This window comes from Actinosynnema sp. NPDC059335 (genome assembly GCF_042752395.1).
Taxonomy (GTDB): domain Bacteria; phylum Actinomycetota; class Actinomycetes; order Mycobacteriales; family Pseudonocardiaceae; genus Actinosynnema.
Genome location: NZ_JBHYXZ010000176.1, coordinates 1 through 16,170, shown reverse-complemented (window position 1 = coordinate 16,170; position 16,170 = coordinate 1). Strand labels below are relative to the sequence as shown.

Here is a 16,170-nt window from a genome sequence, read left to right as displayed (position 1 = left end):
TGTGTGTGTGTTCCTCGGCGCGGGGGGGGCGCGGCGGCCCCCCCCCCCCCGGCCCCCCCCCCCCCCCCCGCCGCGTCACGAGTTGCGCAGGAAGCGGTCCAGCACGCGGACGCCGAACTGGAGCGCGTCGACCGGGACGCGCTCGTCCACGCCGTGGAACAGGCCGGAGAAGTCCAGGTCGGCGGGCAGCCTCAGCGGGGCGAAGCCGAAGTTGCGGATGCCCAGCTGCTGGAACGACTTGGCGTCCGTGCCGCCGGACAGCATGTAGGGCAGGACCTTCGCGCCGGGGTCCTCGGCGGTGATGGACGCCGTCATCGCGTCGACCAGCGCGCCGTCGAACGTGGTCTCCACCGGCGGCAGGCCCAGCCACTCGCGCTCGACGTCCGGGCCGAGCAGCTCGGCCAGCTCGCGGTCGAACGCCTCCTCGCGGCCGGGCAGGATCCGGCAGTCCACGGTGGCCTCGGCGACCGACGGGATGACGTTGGCCTTGTACCCCGCGGACAGCATGGTCGGGTTGGCGGTGTCGCGCAGCGTCGCCCCGATCATCCGCGACAGCGCGCCGAGCTTGCCGATCGAGCCCTCCAGGTCGTCCTCGGGGAAGTCCAGCCCGGTGATCTCGGAGACCCCGGCCAGGAACTCGCGCACGGACGGCGAGAGCACGATCGGGAACCGGTGCTGCCCCAGCTTGGTGACGGCGGCGGCGAGCTTGGCCACCGCGTTGTCGTGGTGGATCATCGAGCCGTGGCCCGCGGTGCCGCGCACCCGCAGCTTGAGCCACCGGATGCCCTTCTCGGCCGTCTCCACCAGGTACGCGCGGACGTCGTCCTTGAGCGTGATGGAGAAGCCGCCGACCTCGCTGATCGCCTCCGTGACGCCCTCGAACAGCTCGGGCCGGTTGTCCACCAGCCACTTGGCCCCGTACAGGCCGCCCGCCTCCTCGTCGGCGAGGAACGCGAACACGATGTCGCGCGGCGGCACCACGCCGTCCCGCTTGAACCGGCGCGCGACGGCGAGGGTCATCGCGACCATGTCCTTCATGTCGACCGCGCCGCGGCCCCACACGTACCCGTCCTGCACCGCGCCGGAGAACGGGTGCACGGACCACTCGGAGGCGTCGGCGGGCACGACGTCCAGGTGCCCGTGCACGAGCAGCGCGCCCCGCGACGGGTCGGCGCCGGCCAGGCGGGCGATCACGTTGCCGCGGCCCTTGGCCCCGGACTCGACGTAGGTGGTCTCGTAGCCGACCTCGGACAGCTTCTCCGCGACCCACTCGGCCGCCGCGCGCTCGCCGACGACCGTGGCCGGGTCGCCCGTGTTGGTCGTGTCGATCCTGATCAACTCGCTGGCCAGCGACACGACCTCGTCCTGCGCGAGCCGCAGCCCGGCCCCGTCTCCTGAGTTACTCACCCGGCCTTCCTATCATTAGTGCGGCGGGGTGGTGGCGGTCGAGCCCGGCGTCACGCCACCGGGCCCGCGCACCAGCGCCAACGGGCAGGGCGCGTGGTGCAGCATGGCGTGGCTCACCGAGCCGAGCAGCGCGCGGCGCAGCGCACCGTGGCCGTGGGTGCCGACGACGAGCAGCGCGGCGCCTTCGGCCAGTTCGGCGAGGGCCTGGGCGGGCCGGTCCAGGGACACCACGCGTTCGGCCCGCACGTCGGGGTGGCGGGCGAGCGGGCCCGCGAGCGACGCGGCGACCAGCGCGTCCGCGGAGGTCCGGAGCTGCTCGACGTCCAGGCCGAGCCCGAGCCCCTGCCCCCACGAGCCACCGGGGGCCAGCGCGTCGACCGGCAGGCCGGTGGTGGCGTGCACGCCGACCACGACTCCCCCGTGCCTGGCCGCGTGGTCCACCGCGAACTCGACCGCGCGGTCGCCCGGCTCGGAGCCGTCCACCCCGACCACCACCCGGCCGTCGTCCGACTCGGCCTCGCCGCGCACGACGACGAGCGGCCCGGTGACGTGGTGCGCCAGGTCCGCGGCCACCGAGCCGGCGAAGACCCTGGCCAGGCCGGTGGCGCCGGTGGCGCCGACGACGAGCGCCGCGGCGTCCCGCCCGACCTCGGCCAGCACCGCGGCCGGGTGCCCGTCGGCCACCCGGGTGTCCACTTCGACGCCCGGCGCGACCTGCGCGCACTCCGCAGCCAGCTCGGCGAGGTGGTCGCGGGTGTACGCGCGCACCGCGTCCTCGCCGACGAGCTGGGGCAGCGGCATCGACACGGGGGTCACGAGGACCTCGGGGAACGGCCCCCGGATCACGTTCACCACGACCAGGCGCACGCCCCGGCCGGCCGCCTCGCGCGCGGCCCAGCGGGCGGCCTGGCGCGACCGCGACGACCCGTCGAACCCGACGACCACCGCACCGCGCCCCACCGCCCGGTCCGGGTTCGCCCCGGTGGCCGGACCGGACATCGCCCACCTCCCCGCCGCACCACGTGCCGGTCGCGGGCGGGTCGGGCCGGAGGTCGTCCACCTCGCCCGCCGAACCGCGCGGACCGGCTTGCGGGCGGGGTTTCCGCAAGACCGGGCCCGACACGCGGTGGCACCCGAACGGGGCACGCGGAACGGGGCAAACGGAACGGGGCGCTGCCGTCCGACAGCGGAGGATCCGCCGATCCGACGGACGTGCGCGGACCGGACGCTGCGCCCGGCAACCCGACGGACGCGCAGACCGGGCACTGCGCCCGGCAACGGAGGCCCCGCCAACCCGACGGAACGTGCCGAGCCCTTCGCGGAGGGGACCCTCCCAGGCACCGGACCGGACGATCCCGCGGCCCTGCGCACCCCTCAACGTGTGCCGCCGTGGCGGGGGCGGTGGCACAACCGCAGGGCCTGGTGACGGCCGGCGTGGTCACCCGGGATCGCGCTGCGCGGCCGGCCCTCCGTTCCACTCCTGAGACGCCTGCGCTTCTCGCCCCCAACACCAGTGGAACCGCCGCGGCCAGGCTATCGGTGGCCCACCGTGGAATCAACCGCGCCGCCTGGAGTAGCTTGGGCCTGCCACCCACACCGGAAGCGCTGCGTGCGAGGGGTGACCATGACCGCGGGCGGGCGACGCTTCGCCGACGTCCTCGACGAGCTGTGCACGCGTCCCGGCGGGCGACCGCGCTACACGAACGTGGAGCTGGCCGAGCGCATCCGCCTCGACGGCGGCGAGATCACGCACACCTACATCTCGCAGCTGCGCCGCGGCGACAAGGACAACCCGACGTGCCGGACGATCGAGGGCCTGGCCGCCGCGCTGGGCGTGCACCCGGCGTGCTTCGTCGGCGGCCGCGCGCGGCTGCACGACGGTGAACGCCCGGCGTGGCGGCGCGGCGCGCTCAAGCACTTGTTCGCCGTGGTGCACCCGGCCGGTCGCGGGCCGTTCTCGCCGGAGGAGGTCGCGGCCCGGATCAGCGGCGGGCCGCACGGCTCCATCTCGGCCAACTACATCCGCGAGCTGGTGGCCGGCACCAGCGACAACCCGCGGCTCAAGCACATCCTCGGTCTCGCGGAGGCGTTCGGGGCCGCGCCCGCGTACTTCTTCGACGACGAGCTGGCGGCCCGGGTGGACGAGCAGTTGGAGACCCGGCTCGCGATGGACGCGCTCGGCGTCAACACCGTCATCCTGCGCACGGCGGAACGGCCGCCCCCGCCGGGCGTCCGGAACAAGATCCTGCTCGCGCTGGTGCGCGCGCTGAAACCGGGCGTCGCGGCGGAGGACGCGATCAGGCGGGCCCTCGAACCGGACGGGTCCGCCGCGGTGGCCGATGACGACGCGCGGTGAGGGCTCGGCGCGGTGGTGATCGGATGAGGGCGAAGGAGCTGCGCGCGCTGCGCGACGACCTGCTCCGCGAGCTGGACCTGGACGGGTCGGCGACGACCGAGGCGGTGTGCGTCCGGCTGTGCGAGGTGGTGGCGCGGCGGCTGCGGCGGGAGGTCCTGCTGCGGTTCGACGACCTCGGCGACGGCGGCACGAGCGGGCTGTGGGCGGTCACCGAGGACGAGGTGCACGTCATCGTCGTGACCACGGCCCGGAGCTGGGTGCACCGGTTGCTCATCCTGCTGCACGAGATCGCGCACATGCTGTGCGGGCACCGGCCGCCCCGGCTGGACGCGGAGGAGGGCCGCCGGCTGCTGTACCCGGACCTGTCGCCGTCGATGCTGCGGATCCTGGCGGGCCGGACCGACCTGTCGCGCCGGGAGGAGCGCGAGGCCGACCGGGTGGCCGGGGTGCTGGCGCGGGCGTTGCTCGACCGGGCGGGCCGGTCCCGGTCCGAACCCGCCGCACCGCAGGGCGACGACCCGGTGACCCGCACCTGGTACACGTTCGGGTACTCACCCGACCGGGGCGGCCGTGGCTGACGCCCAGTACCTGCTCAGCGCCTGCGGCGTGCTGGTCCTGCTGGCGCACAAGTACCGGGCGTACCGGCAGGCCCCACCGGAGCACCGGCCCGCGCTGCTGCCGATCTGCCTGGCCTGCGTCACGGCCGCGCCCGCGTTCCTGCTCCTGGCGCCGGCGGTCGGGGTGGGCGTCGACCGGCTGACCGGCGTGCCGAACCTGTCGGTGCTGCTGGTGTACGGCTGCGGGGTCGCGTTCGTCGGCGCGAACCAGGCGATGCTGCTGCACTGGCGGCACCCGGTCGCGCGGGCGCGGCGGGCGACCCGGCGGGTGGCGGCGGCCTGCGCCCTGGTGCTCGCCGTGATGGTGGCGTTGTTCGCGCTGGGCGCGCCCCGCGAGGAGCACCACGACGACTTCCCGACCGCGTTCGCCGACGCCCCGTACCTGGCCGAGCTGCTGGTGCTCTACCACGTGGCGTACCTGGTCGGGCTGCTGAACGTGGTGCGGCTGTGCCGGCGGTCCGCCGACGGGACGCCCGCGGACCGGCCGTGGCTGCGGCGCGGGCTGCGCCTCAACGCCCTCGGCGTGCTGATCGGCTCGGTGTACGCGGTGCTCGTGCTCGTCGCCGTCGTGGGGAGCTGGTTCGGCGCGGAGATGGACGCGTGGGGTGTCGCCGCGCCCTGGTCCCTCACGCTCGCCGTGCCGGTCGTCGTGGTCGGCGCGAGCATCGCCGCCTGGGGTCCGCGGCTGACGGCCGCGCGGGAGCGGCTGGACCGGGCCTGGGAGGCGTTCCGCGACTACCGGCGGCTGCGGCCGCTGTGGCGGGCACTGCGCGTGGTCGACCCCGCGATGCGGCACGTGCCCGCGACGCCCCGGGAGCGGTTCGACCCGGAGCACCGGCTGTTCTGGCGGGTGATCGAGATCAACGACTGGCTGCACCGGTTGCGGGTGGGGCGCGACCCGGTGGTGGCGGGTGCGGTCGAGCGGCGGGCGGCGGCGCTGGGGCTGGGCGAGGAGGAGGTCCGGGCGGTGGCCGAGGCCGCGCAGGTCGGGGCCGCGCTGGTGGCGCGGGCGCGTGGCGTGCCGGTGGCCGACGACGGGCCGGCCGGCCACGACGGGCCGCCGCAGGCCAGGCACGCGTTCGCCGGTGAGCGCGCCCGGTTGGTCTCGGTGGCCGGGGCGTTCACCGGTCCGGTGGTGGCGGACGTGCTGGCAGAGGCGGGGTTCGGGCCGTCCGGCGGCGAGCGTGACGCGGTCCGGGCGAGGGCACGCGCTTGACCGGCGCGCTCGGCGCTCGTCGGCTTGCCCGAGCCGCCCGGCCGCGCACCACCGCGATCCGGGCGGGCGCTCGACCGGCGCGCTCAGCCCTGGTCGGCCCGCGCGAGCCGCCCGCCCGGCCGCGAACACCCGCGATCCGGGGAAGGCGCTCGACCGGCGCGCTCAGCCCTCGCCGGCCTGCTTGAGCCGCCCGTCCAGCAGGTGCAGCCAGTCCGACGCGGCGACGACCGACAGCGCGGTGGCGACCAGCCGGGTGGCCCTCGGCGCGAACACCAGGCCCGCGGTGAGGGCGCTCGCGATCCACACGCCCGAGCAGAACGGGCAGGTCACCAGCTCGCCGGCGGCGTGCCGGACGCCGTCGCCGCGCACGGTCTCGTTGACCTCCGCCGCGCCGGCCGGCCCGTCGAACCGGGTGACCGGGGCCCGCAGCACGCTCGTGACCGCGCCCTTGGTGAGCAGGCGGCTGGCCTTGTGGGTGGCCAGCGACAGCAGCACGGTGTCCGCGGCGGACACCCGTTCGGGCAGCCGCACGCCCGCGCGCCGGCCGATCAGGGTGGTGCCGGCGACGAGCGCGCCGTACGAGCCGAGGGTCGTGAGGTAGCCCCGCAGGGGGCGTTCCTCGCCGGCGGAGTAGGCGGCGCTGATCCGGCGGAAGACGTCGGTGATCGGCATGGCTGAGGTGTAACCGGGACCGTCCGGTTCAAACTCACCGCGGCGCGGGCACGGCGCCCGCCGGGGAGGTCGCGAACAGGTCGTCGAACACCCGTGCCCGGTCGAACGACAACGCGTGCGCCCGGGCCCGGTCCGCCATGGACCGCCGCTCCCCCGGCGACAGCTCCAGCACCGCGCGGTCGATCGCGGCGGCGAGGCCGGGCACGTCGCCCGCGGTCACGATGATCGCCGTGCCGCCGACCGCCTCGCCGGTGCCGCCGGTGATCGTGGTGATCACCGGACCGCCGCCCGCGAGCATCTTCTCCGCCAACGCGATCCCGAACGTCTCCACGAAGTCCGGCTCGGGCTTGGTCGGCAACGCGTAGGCGGCGCAGCCGCGCATCAGCAACGGCTTCTCCTCGTCGTCCACGTCGGACAGCAGCAGCACCCGGTCGTCGTCCCGCGTGAGCGCCCGGATCTCCTCCAGCGCCGGGCCGTTCCCGGCGACGACGAGCTTGACCCGCGACCGGGCGCGCGTCCGGGTGAACGCTGTCACCAGGTCGTGGACGCCCTTGGCCCGCGCCACGCGGGACAGGAACAGCACGTAACCGTCGCGTTCGAGGCCGCGGCGGGCGAGGGCGGCGTCCACCAGCGCCGGGTCGAGGTCGAGGTAGGCGGACGTGTCGATGGGCGGGTAGCTGACCGTGACCCGGCGACGGCACTCCTCGGCGAGGCGGGTGCCGCAGTGCGCGTCGACGGTCTCGGCGGCGGCGACGATCTCCTGCCGGGTGTAGTCCGACACCGCGATCACCCGGTCGTTGGCCAGGAACGTGGTGAACAGGGCCACCGCCGCGCCGAACCGGCCCTCGCGCAGGCAGGACCGGATCACATTGGTGACGTCCGAGCCGACGGCCTTGGCGATCGTGCGCACGTCGGGCGCGAACCCGGCCGCCCGCGCCGCCGCCACGGCGTCGCCCACGACCCCGGTGTGCGGCGCGAGGTACATCGACAGGCACGTGGTGGGCACCGGCTCGCTGAGCAGTTCGACCAGGCGGCCGGTGAGGCCGGCGACGTAGCGGCCGTCGGGCACGCGGTAGTCGCCGACCGGCTCGGGCCGTTCGACGGTGATGCCGGGGCTGTAGGGCGTGATGCGGTCGAGCGGCTTGAGCGGCAGGCCCGCCGCTTCGAGGGCGGGCAGCGGCCACGTCAGCAGCCGCACGTCGTCGAAGCCGCGGGTCAGGGCGACTTCGGCGAGGTTGCGGGCCTCGCCGGAGTGGCCGCAGATGACCGGGTCGGCGCGGACCACGATGACGAGGCGGCGGTTGGGCGTGCTCATGGGCGTACTCCCGGCGCGGGCGGAGCGGAGGGTGACGGCGGGCGGGCGTCGCTGCCCCACGACGACGGCTCGGGGCCGAGTTCGAGCTGGAGCCGGCCGCCCGCGTGCACGTCGGCGGCACGCAGGTGGGTGACGTCCAGCGGTCGGCCGTTGAGCCGGGCGGACTGCACGTACTGCGGCGGCGGCACGCGTTCCAGGCCGTCGGAGCCGACCGGGGTCTCCCGGTGACCCCTGGTCTCGACCTCGAACGTGCGGTCGCCGACCCGGAGGGTGGCGTGGGCGAACGCGGGCGCGTTGACCAGGAAGAGGTTCTGCCCGGCGACGGGGAACAGCCCCAGGGACGCCCACACGTACCACGAGCTGAGGCCGCCGGAGTCGTCGTTGCCCGGCAGCCCGCCGGGACCTGTGCCGAACTGCCAGGTCAGTGCGGCGTGGACGATCTCGGCGGTGCGGTCGGGCCGGCCCGCGTAGTGGTAGGACCAGGGCGCTTCCATGTCGGGCTCGTTGTTGAGCCCCTCGAACCGGTTCAGCGCGTAGCCCGCCGCCATCTCGGCCGGGTCGGGCCGCCTGCCCGGCTGGGTCACCGGCGGCGCGCCGTAGCCGAAGAACGCGTCGAGCATGGCGACGAACGCGTCGTCGCCGCCGGCCAGCGCGATCCTCCCGGCCATGTCGTGCATGAGCCGGAACGAGTAGTTCCACTTGCCGCCCTCGTAGAACGACGAGTCGTGCAGCAGGCCGGTGGCCGGGTCGAACGCGTTGGTCCACAGCCGGGCGCGGGCGGCGAGGTCGTCGGCGAGCCCGTGGTCGTTGAGGGACCGGGCGACGCCCGCCGTGCAGTGGTAGGCGTAGGCGAGGTCGAGGGTGTGCGAGATCGGGTGCACGACGCCGTGCTCGTAGAAGTCCTCGCCGTACAGCCGGCGCAGGTCGGCGTCCATGTGGGCGAGCGCCCAGGGCCAGTCCAGGTCGCCGAGGCCGAGGGCGTGCGCGTCCGCGAGGGCGGTGTGGACCAGCGCGCTGGCCTGCCGGAAGAACCGGTCCGCGCCGCGCGCCATCCGGTAGCCGATCGGGAAGTTGCCCTCCTCCTCGCACACCCGCACCAGCGACTCCAGCAGGTCGCCCGCCCGGTCCGGGCAGATCGCGGCGAGCAGGGGCACCTGGGTCTTGTAGATGTCCCACATCGTGCAGATGTCGAACGCGAACGGCCCGGACGTCGGCCAGAACGGGCTCTCGTCGTCGGCGAAGCAGGGTTTGATCAGCGAGTGGTACAGGGCGGTGGCGAACACCTGCCGCCGGGCGGGCGACCCGCCCTCGACCTGGATCCGGTCGACGTGGTCGCGCCACCGCTCCGCGGTCGCGGTCCGGGTGAGGTCGAACGCGGGCGCGCCCTCGCCGCACTCGCGGCGCAGGTTCTCGCGGGCCTGCTCGACGCCGCGCAGGGAGAACCCGATCCGGACCTCGACGGTCTGCCCGGCGCCGGTCGGGCCGAGGAACAGCAGCCCGAACGGGCGCAGCGTGGTCTGGCGGATGCGGTCGAAGTCGAGGCGGGTGCCGCCCTCGATCAGCCGGCGGTCGTGCCAGAGCATCTGCCGCCACCCCGGCGTGTCGACCTCGATGTGCACCGACAGCGGCACGCCCTCCACCACGACCGTGCCCTGGGCGCGGCCGTGGCCGAGGCTCTCCACGTGCGCGCGCAGCGGCACCGTGCGGCCGTGGTCGATGGCCAGCCCGCCGCACGAGAGGTCGACCACGACGCGGGCGGCCCGGTGCTCCGGGAACGTGTACCGGTGGACGGCGACCTTCCGGCCGACCGTGATCTCGCACCGGACGCCGGTGTCGAGCGTGGCCGCGTAGTAGCCGGCCTCGGCCTCCTCGTCGTGCAGCGGCCATGCCTCGCCGAGCGCGTCGAGCTGCTGCACCATCGGGGTCACCCGGACGTAGTTGTAGTACTTGCGGATCGCGCCGGTGCCGGACTGCTGGAAGTGGGTGAAGCCCGACGCCAGGGGCCGGTCGAACATCCGGTCCGGCAGGCCCTCGGTGTTCTTCGTGTAGAGGCCGTAGCCGGTCGGGTAGGCGCCGGAGTAGGCGCAGGCCGACACCATCCCGAGCGGTGAGGTCGCGCCCGGGTGGGTGTTGCCGATCTGCGCTTTCGGCCACCACCAAGTGGCCGCGAGACCCTGCGCGGCGGGCAGGGAGGTCGCGGCCGTTCCGATGAAGGGATCAATCTCGTCGAGGATGGGACGACTGTAGGGCGGCGTGGCGCCGGCGGTGGTTTCCGCGCGGTGAACGTTCGTTGCGAACGCGGAACAGGACGGCAAAGTGCGCGGTGCCGTCGACGCGGACCGGCCTCATCCGCGTTCGGCGTGCTCCGGGAGGCGGCGGGCCACCTCGTCCGGGGACGGCATCCGGGCGATCTCCTCGGCGACGGCGCGGGCGGCGTCGGCGTGCCCGCCGTCGCGCAGGAGGGTGCGCACGTGCTCGGCGACGCCTTCCGGGGTCACCTCGTCGGGGAGCAGCCGCAGCCCGGCCCCGGCGGCGCGGACGGCGTCGGCGTTGGCGAACTGGTCCGCGCCCCGGGGCAGCAGCAGCTGCGGCGCGCCGACGGCGAGCGCGCCGAGCGTGGTGCCGCTGCCGCCGTGGTGCACCACCACGTCGACGTGCGGCAGCAGGTCCGCCTGCGGCACCCAGGCGTGCACGGTGACGTTGTCGGGCACGTCGCCCAGGTCCCCGGGCCGCACCCGGCCGGTGGCGACGACGACGTGCGCGTCCAGCGCGGCGAGGCCCTTGACGGCCGTGGTCAGCAGTTCGGCGGTGCCGAACGCGGTGCCGAGGGTCAGGTAGACCAGCGGCCGGGAGGTGCGGCGGACGTGCCACCCGGGCGGTGCGGGCGGGCCGGTGAACGGGACGGGTCGCAGTTCGAGGCGGTCGGCCGCGGCCAGGAAGTCCGGGTCCTGCAACGACGGCGGGCAGATGTCGACGTGCGGCGGGCCGGGGACGGCGGGCCGTTCGAGGCCGATGCCGGCCGGGAACAGGCGGCCGAACCCGTGCCAGAGGCCGGGGACGCCGGCGCGCCGTGCGGCGGTCGCGGCGCCGGGCACGCCCCAGCCGTGCACCACGAGGTCGGGCCGCAGCCGGGCCAGTTCCGGTTCGAGGTCTTCGGCGTACAGCTCGTAGAAGGCGTCCGCGGGCCGGAACGGTCGCAGCCCGTGCGCGGCGAGCGGCGCGTGGACCTCCTCGCCGACGGCGAAGTGCACCTCGTGGCCGGCGTCGCGGGCGGCGATCGCCAGGGGGACCATCGGGTGGGTGTGCCCCGCGGAGGCGAGGGCGGCGAAGAGCACGCGCATGGCGGCAACCTACGTGGTGCCCGGTCGGGCCGATCGACCAGCACCGCCCCATCGGGCGTTGGGCCGGGCGGACCCCGGCGCCCGGCCGAACGGTGGCGGGCCGGCCTGCCGGCGGCGGCAGCGGGTTTCGAAAAGTCTCGATAAGCATTGCGGGGCACGGCGGGGCGGCCCGATGGTTCCGGGGTACGTGCCGGAAGGGGGTTTCGACCGTGCGACAGCTCTGGTCCGCGTTGGTGACCGTGACCGCCGCGTCCCTCACCGCGGCGGTGATGCTGGTCCCGGCCCGCCCGGCCGCCGCCGACCCGCCGGCCACGACGCTCGCCGAGGCCGCGCACCGCACCGGGCGGCACTTCGGCGTGGGCGTCAGCGGGCACAAGCTGGCCGACCCGGTCTACGCCGGGATCGTCGACCGCGAGTTCGACGGCCTGACGCCGGAGAACGAGCTGAAGCTGGACGCCACGGAACCGCTCCAGGGCCGCTTCACGTTCGCCGCGGGCGACCGGGTCGTGGACCACGCGGAGTCGCGCGGGCAGCGGGTGCGGGGCCAGACGCTGCTCTGGCACGCGGCGCAGCCGTCGTGGCTGGTGAACCTGCGCGGCGCGGCGTTGCGGCAGGCCATGCTCGACCACGTCACCCAGGTGGTGGCGCACTACCGGGGCCGGGTGGCCGCGTGGGACGTGGTCGGCGAGGCGTTCGCCGACGGGACGTCCGGCGCGCGGCGCGACTCGAACTTCCAGCGCACCGGTGACGACTGGATCGAGGCGGCGTTCCGCGCGGCGCGGGCGGCCGACCCGGACGCGAAGCTCTGCTACAACGACTACAACGTCGAGAACTGGTCGCACGCCAAGACGCAGGCGGTGCACCGGATGGTGCGCGACTTCCGCTCGCGCGGCGTGCCGATCGACTGCGTCGGGCTCCAGTCGCACTTCACCGCCTACCACCCCGTGCCGGCCGACTTCGCCGCCACGCTGCGGGCGTTCGCCGACCTGGGCGTGGACGTGGAGCTGACCGAGCTGGACATCGAGGGCTCCGGCGCGGCCCAGGCCGACGCGTACCGGCGGGCCGTGCGGGCGTGCCTGGAGGTGAGCGGCTGCACCGGGATCACGGTGTGGGGCGTCCGCGACAGCGACTCGTGGCGCTCCTCGGGCACGCCGCTGCTGTTCGACTCGACCGGCGCGAGGAAACCGGCCTACACCGCCGTCCTGGACACGCTCAACCGCTTCCCCGCGACACGCCACGTCCCCGTCCGCTGACGGTCCCCCGGGTGGGTGGCCCCGACGTGAGGCCACCCACCCGGGACGCGCGCTGCGCGCCGTCCGGGACACGCGAATCGGGACGAACTCACCAGGTCGGAGACCCGACTCACCACATCGCGCACCCGAGCACCGCGGCGGAGGTGGCGACACCACGCCCGCCCGATCACGGAGCGCTGCCCGTTCCGGTGCGCCCCACCCGGACCGTCACCGGTTCAGCAGTTTCTCCACCGCGTCCGCCGCCATCGGCGCGCCGCCGCTCGACCGGACCACCTCCCGCATCCGCTCGACCGCCGCCCGGTGCCCGGCCGCCGCCGCGACGGCCGACCGCAGGCCCTCGGGGGTCTGGTCCTCCAGCGTCACGCCGAGGCCCAGCTCGGCCGCCCGCGCGGCGATCGCGCGCTGCTCCGGGATCTGCGGCACGGTCACGAACGGCACGCCGTGGTACAGCGACTCCATGATCGAGTTCATGCCCGCGTGGCTCAGGAACACCGCCGCGTGCCGCAGCACGGCCACCTGCGGCACGCGGGGCGCGACCGCGAAGTTGCCCGGCAGCGGGCCGAGCAGCGCCGGGTCGAGGTCGCCGATCGGCATGACGACCTCCCACGGCCCGTCGGCGAACGCCTCGACGCACGCCCGGTAGAAGTCGGGCCGGGTGTTGAAGACCGTGCCCAGCGAGATGAGCAGCACCGGCGCGCCGGTCCGGGGCGACCACCGCTCGGCCTCCTGCCAGCTGCCCAGGGACGGCCCCACGAAGTGGAACCGGTCGTCGAACGTCTCGGCGGACAGCTGGAACGACCGGGGGATGAACACGACGCTCGTCGGCGCGACGTGGCCGAACATCAGGTTCGGGTCCTCCAGGAAGGTGAACCCGGAGGCGAAGCGCGCCATCCGCGCGATCGCGGACACGAGCTTCGGGTGCCCGTGGTCGAACGTCGGCGGCAGGTAGACCTGCGTGGCGGAGAACCGCTCGTTCTCGGCGAACGTCGGCACCAGCGCCACCTCGGGCACGGCCAGCAGGTTGGCCAGCATCCGGCCGGTGAACGTCACCGAGTCGTAGCACACCACGTCGGGCACGTCGGCCTCGAAGTGCGCGGCCAGCACGGGGAACGACACCTCGGCGTCGTCCAGGAAGTGCTCCAGGGTCACGGCGAGCTGGTCGGCGGTGAACTCGCCCCGCGCGTCCAGGTCGGGCGGCAGCTCCGACGGCAGCACGACCGGCGTCGCGCCCGCCCGCGCCGCGCCGTCCGCGGTGGCGGGCCCGGTGGCGTAGCTGACCCGGTGCCCGCGCCGGACCAGCTCCTCCACCATCGGCAGGGTGGGGTTGACGTGCCCCGCGGCGGGTGCGCTGACGAACGCGAAGTGCGCCATCTCAGTCTTCCTCCAGCACGACGGGCAGGGTCCGGTGACCGTTGGTGAAGAACGACCCCAACGGTTCCAGCTCCGCCGACGGCACGGCGAGCCGAAGGTTCGGGAACCGCCCGAACAGCGCACGCAGCGCGACCGTCGCCTCCAGCCGGGCCAGCGGCGAGCCGAGGCAGTGGTGCACGCCGTGGCCGAAGGCGAGGTGGTCGCGGCGGGACGGGCGGGTGATGTCGAACTCCTCGGCGGTCGCGCCGTGCCGGGCGGGGTCGCGGCCGGCCGCGCCGAACGACACCAGGATCGCGTCGCCCTTGGCGATCGTGACGCCGTCCACCTCGACGTCCTCCACCGCGTACCGCAGGGGCAGGTTCGGCACCGGCGCCTGCCAGCGCAGCGTCTCGTCCACCACGTCGTCCCACGTGCTCGACCCGGACGTGACGAGGCCGAGCTGGGACGGGTGCGTGGCCAGCGCGTGGACCGCGCTGTCGAGCAGGTTGACCGTGGTCTCGAAGCCCGCGGTGATGGTGAGCAGCAGCGTGTCCAGCAGCTCCTGCTCGCCCAGCCGCGAGCCGTCCTCCTGCCGGGCCGCGATGAGGTCGGTGGTCAGGTCGTCGCCCGGTTCGGCGCGCTTGGCGGCCACCAGGTTCTTCAGCATCAGGTACAGCTCCGCGGACGCGCCCTGCACGCCGTCCGGGTCGGCGTCGAGGCTGAACACGGCCTCCACCAGGCGGCGCAGGTCGGCCCCGGTGCGCTCGGACAACCCGAACAGGCCGCTGATCACCCGGATGGGGAGCGGGAACGCGAACTCGGCGCGCAGGTCCACCACCCGGCCGCGCGGCACGGCGGCCAGCCGGGAGAGCAGGTCGGCGGTGATCTCCTCGACGCGCGGGCGCATGGCGTCGATGCGGCGCGCGGTGAACGCCTTGGCCACGAGCCTGCGCAGCCGGGCGTGGTCCTCGCCGTAGGCGGTGAACATGTTCTTCATCGCCACCCACATGATCAGCGGCCAGTCCGGCGGGATCTCGCCGTTGCGCCACGCGGGCCAGTGGCGGTTGGCGTCCTTGGACACGGCCGGGTCGAGCAGCAGCTTCTTGACCGCGTCGTGGCCGGTGACCGCCCACGCGCCCACGCCGCCGGGCAGCTGGACGGGGGTGGCCGGGCCGCGTTCGCGCAGCCGGGCCGCCTCGCCGAAGAGGTCGCTCCCGGACGGGTCGATGGCGTACCGCTCGACGGCCGGGACCGCGACCGACTCCGTGACGAACGTGGTACCGCGGGTGGGCGGTTCGGTGACCTCCAGCAGGGCGGCGGTGAACCGCGAGCCCATGCCCAGGCCGATCACCATGATCGTGTCGCCCGGCGCCGTCGCCGGGTCGTTGAGCAGGTGGTCCACGCCGAGGAGCTGGTCGCACGGGCCGACGTGCCCCAGCTCGCGCAGGAACGGCCAGGTGGTGCGGTCCAGGTCGATGCCGAGCGGTTCCAGCACGACCACCTGCAGCTGCGCCAGGCCCAGGCCGGTGACCACGAACCGGGTCACGTCGGCGACCGCGACGTTCGCCTCCTTGGCGGCCTGCTCGACCGCGCCGACCAGCGCCTCGCTCATCAGGGTCAGGTAGGGCGCGAGACCGGTGACCTCGATCGGCGTTCGGTTGCGGTGCCCGAGCGGGTCCGGGATGGAGGGGGTGGCGAGCACCTCCATCTGGGTGGCGGAGCTGTTCGCGGTGGCGACCAGGCGGGCCCGGCCGCCGTCGCGGGTGAGCACGGCCGACGCCGCGCCGTCGGCGAGGAAGATGCCGACCGTGGGCTGCCACCGCTCCCAGCGCGGCGGCAGGAACCGGGCGGTCGCGGTGACGAGGGTGGCGGTGGCGTTCCGGTCGGCCACCAGGTGGGCGGCGGCGGCCTGGAGCGCGGCGGAGCCGCCGTTGCTGGTCGCCTCGACCTCGTAGACCAGCGCGTGGCCGAGGCCCAGGACGCGCTGGAGGTGGCACGAGGACGCCATGTGGTCCTGGTGGTCCATCTGCGCGTAGGCGGCCATCGCGATGTCGGCGCCGGTCAGCCCGGCCTGCCGCAGCGCGCCGATCGCCGCCCGCACCGCCATGGCGTGCTCGGTGACGTCGTCGGACCGGGTGAACGAGGTGAAGTCGGACAGCGCGAGCAGCCGCCGCATGGTGTCGGTGTCGGGCACGGCGTCCGTCGCCTGCGTGCGCGGCGGCAGGTACCGGCCGGTGCCGCCGATGAACACGTCATCCCAGATCATGGACGTCCCTTTCCCTGAGTTCGGACAGCCCGGCCCCGTACCCGCGGAAGTCCGTGAGCCAGCTGCTGATCGCGAGCGCGGTGGCGGCGGAGTGCTGTTCCAGCACGGTGAAGTGGTCGCCCGCGACCACGACGGACTCCCGCCCGGACGGCGGGCGCTCGGTCGCGGTGCCGACGTGCAGCACCGGCGCGGAGGTCGGCGCGGGCGTCCACCCGCGGGCCAGGTCGAGGTAGCGGCCCATGGCGAGCAGCCGGTCGTCGTCGACGGGGTGGACCTGGTGCCCGGCGTCGAGCACCCCCGGCAGCACCGGTCCCGGGTCGTCCAGCGGGGTGATGAGCACGACCGCGGCCGGGGTCACGCCCCCCCCGGCGCGGCGG

The 16,170-nt window shown here is 75.0% G+C and carries 13 protein-coding genes; 4 read left to right on the top strand and 9 right to left on the bottom strand.

The genetic code is table 11. The features are described from left to right. Positions 1-75: 75 nt before the first annotated feature. Together ACFXGA_RS34820 and ACFXGA_RS34815 are read right to left on the bottom strand one after the other, a co-directional pair. Positions 76-1,407: a M20/M25/M40 family metallo-hydrolase gene (locus tag ACFXGA_RS34820; RefSeq protein ID WP_378095496.1), complete on the bottom strand. Its 1,332-nt coding sequence runs from the start codon at positions 1,405-1,407 to the stop codon at positions 76-78. A gap of 15 nt (positions 1,408-1,422) precedes the next feature. Continuing rightward, on the bottom strand, positions 1,423-2,406 hold the full coding sequence (locus ACFXGA_RS34815) for a universal stress protein (protein WP_378095494.1): 984 nt from the start codon (positions 2,404-2,406) through the stop codon (positions 1,423-1,425). A 625-nt stretch (positions 2,407-3,031) separates the two neighbouring features. Here ACFXGA_RS34815 and ACFXGA_RS34810 point away from each other — a divergent pair. From ACFXGA_RS34810 to ACFXGA_RS34800, 3 genes are read left to right on the top strand one after another with little or no spacing between them, the layout of a single operon-like run. Then, the gene (locus ACFXGA_RS34810) at positions 3,032-3,763 is read left to right on the top strand and encodes a hypothetical protein (RefSeq protein WP_378095491.1); all 732 of its coding nucleotides are present in this window, start codon (positions 3,032-3,034) and stop codon (positions 3,761-3,763) included. A gap of 23 nt (positions 3,764-3,786) precedes the next feature. Further along, positions 3,787-4,341, top strand: coding sequence for a hypothetical protein (locus ACFXGA_RS34805; RefSeq protein WP_378095488.1), 555 nt, complete (start codon positions 3,787-3,789; stop codon positions 4,339-4,341). Further along, complete coding sequence (locus ACFXGA_RS34800) at positions 4,334-5,596, top strand: MAB_1171c family putative transporter (protein ID WP_378095485.1); 1,263 nt, start codon at positions 4,334-4,336, stop codon at positions 5,594-5,596. The genes ACFXGA_RS34805 and ACFXGA_RS34800 overlap by 8 nt, the downstream gene beginning before the upstream one ends. 162 nt (positions 5,597-5,758) lie before the next feature. On the opposite strand, the gene ACFXGA_RS34795 is transcribed toward ACFXGA_RS34800, so the two are convergent. From ACFXGA_RS34795 to ACFXGA_RS34780, 4 genes are read right to left on the bottom strand one after another with little or no spacing between them, the layout of a single operon-like run. Then, positions 5,759-6,268, bottom strand: coding sequence for a DUF1360 domain-containing protein (locus ACFXGA_RS34795; RefSeq protein ID WP_378095482.1), 510 nt, complete (start codon positions 6,266-6,268; stop codon positions 5,759-5,761). A gap of 34 nt (positions 6,269-6,302) precedes the next feature. Next, complete coding sequence (locus tag ACFXGA_RS34790) at positions 6,303-7,583, bottom strand: glycosyltransferase (RefSeq protein WP_378095479.1); 1,281 nt, start codon at positions 7,581-7,583, stop codon at positions 6,303-6,305. Continuing rightward, entirely contained in the window at positions 7,580-9,898 is a 2,319-nt protein-coding gene (locus ACFXGA_RS34785) for a glycoside hydrolase domain-containing protein (protein ID WP_378095476.1), read from the bottom strand. Before ACFXGA_RS34785 ends, ACFXGA_RS34790 begins: the two co-directional genes overlap by 4 nt. Before the next feature lie 30 nt (positions 9,899-9,928). Beyond that, complete coding sequence (locus ACFXGA_RS34780) at positions 9,929-10,924, bottom strand: glycosyltransferase (RefSeq protein WP_378095473.1); 996 nt, start codon at positions 10,922-10,924, stop codon at positions 9,929-9,931. Positions 10,925-11,133: 209 nt separating this feature from the next. Between ACFXGA_RS34780 and ACFXGA_RS34775 the strand changes: the two genes are divergently transcribed. Further along, entirely contained in the window at positions 11,134-12,177 is a 1,044-nt protein-coding gene (locus ACFXGA_RS34775) for an endo-1,4-beta-xylanase (protein WP_378095470.1), read from the top strand. A gap of 207 nt (positions 12,178-12,384) precedes the next feature. On the opposite strand, the gene ACFXGA_RS34770 is transcribed toward ACFXGA_RS34775, so the two are convergent. From ACFXGA_RS34770 to ACFXGA_RS34760, 3 genes are all read right to left on the bottom strand, one after another. Continuing rightward, positions 12,385-13,548, bottom strand: coding sequence for a macrolide family glycosyltransferase (locus tag ACFXGA_RS34770; protein WP_378095467.1), 1,164 nt, complete (start codon positions 13,546-13,548; stop codon positions 12,385-12,387). Between the two features lies 1 nt (position 13,549). Beyond that, positions 13,550-15,793: a cytochrome P450 gene (locus tag ACFXGA_RS34765; protein WP_378095464.1), complete on the bottom strand. Its 2,244-nt coding sequence runs from the start codon at positions 15,791-15,793 to the stop codon at positions 13,550-13,552. Then, a partial coding sequence (locus tag ACFXGA_RS34760) for a hypothetical protein (protein WP_378095461.1) occupies positions 15,780-16,170 on the bottom strand: 391 nt, incomplete at its 5' end. The genes ACFXGA_RS34765 and ACFXGA_RS34760, both read right to left, overlap by 14 nt.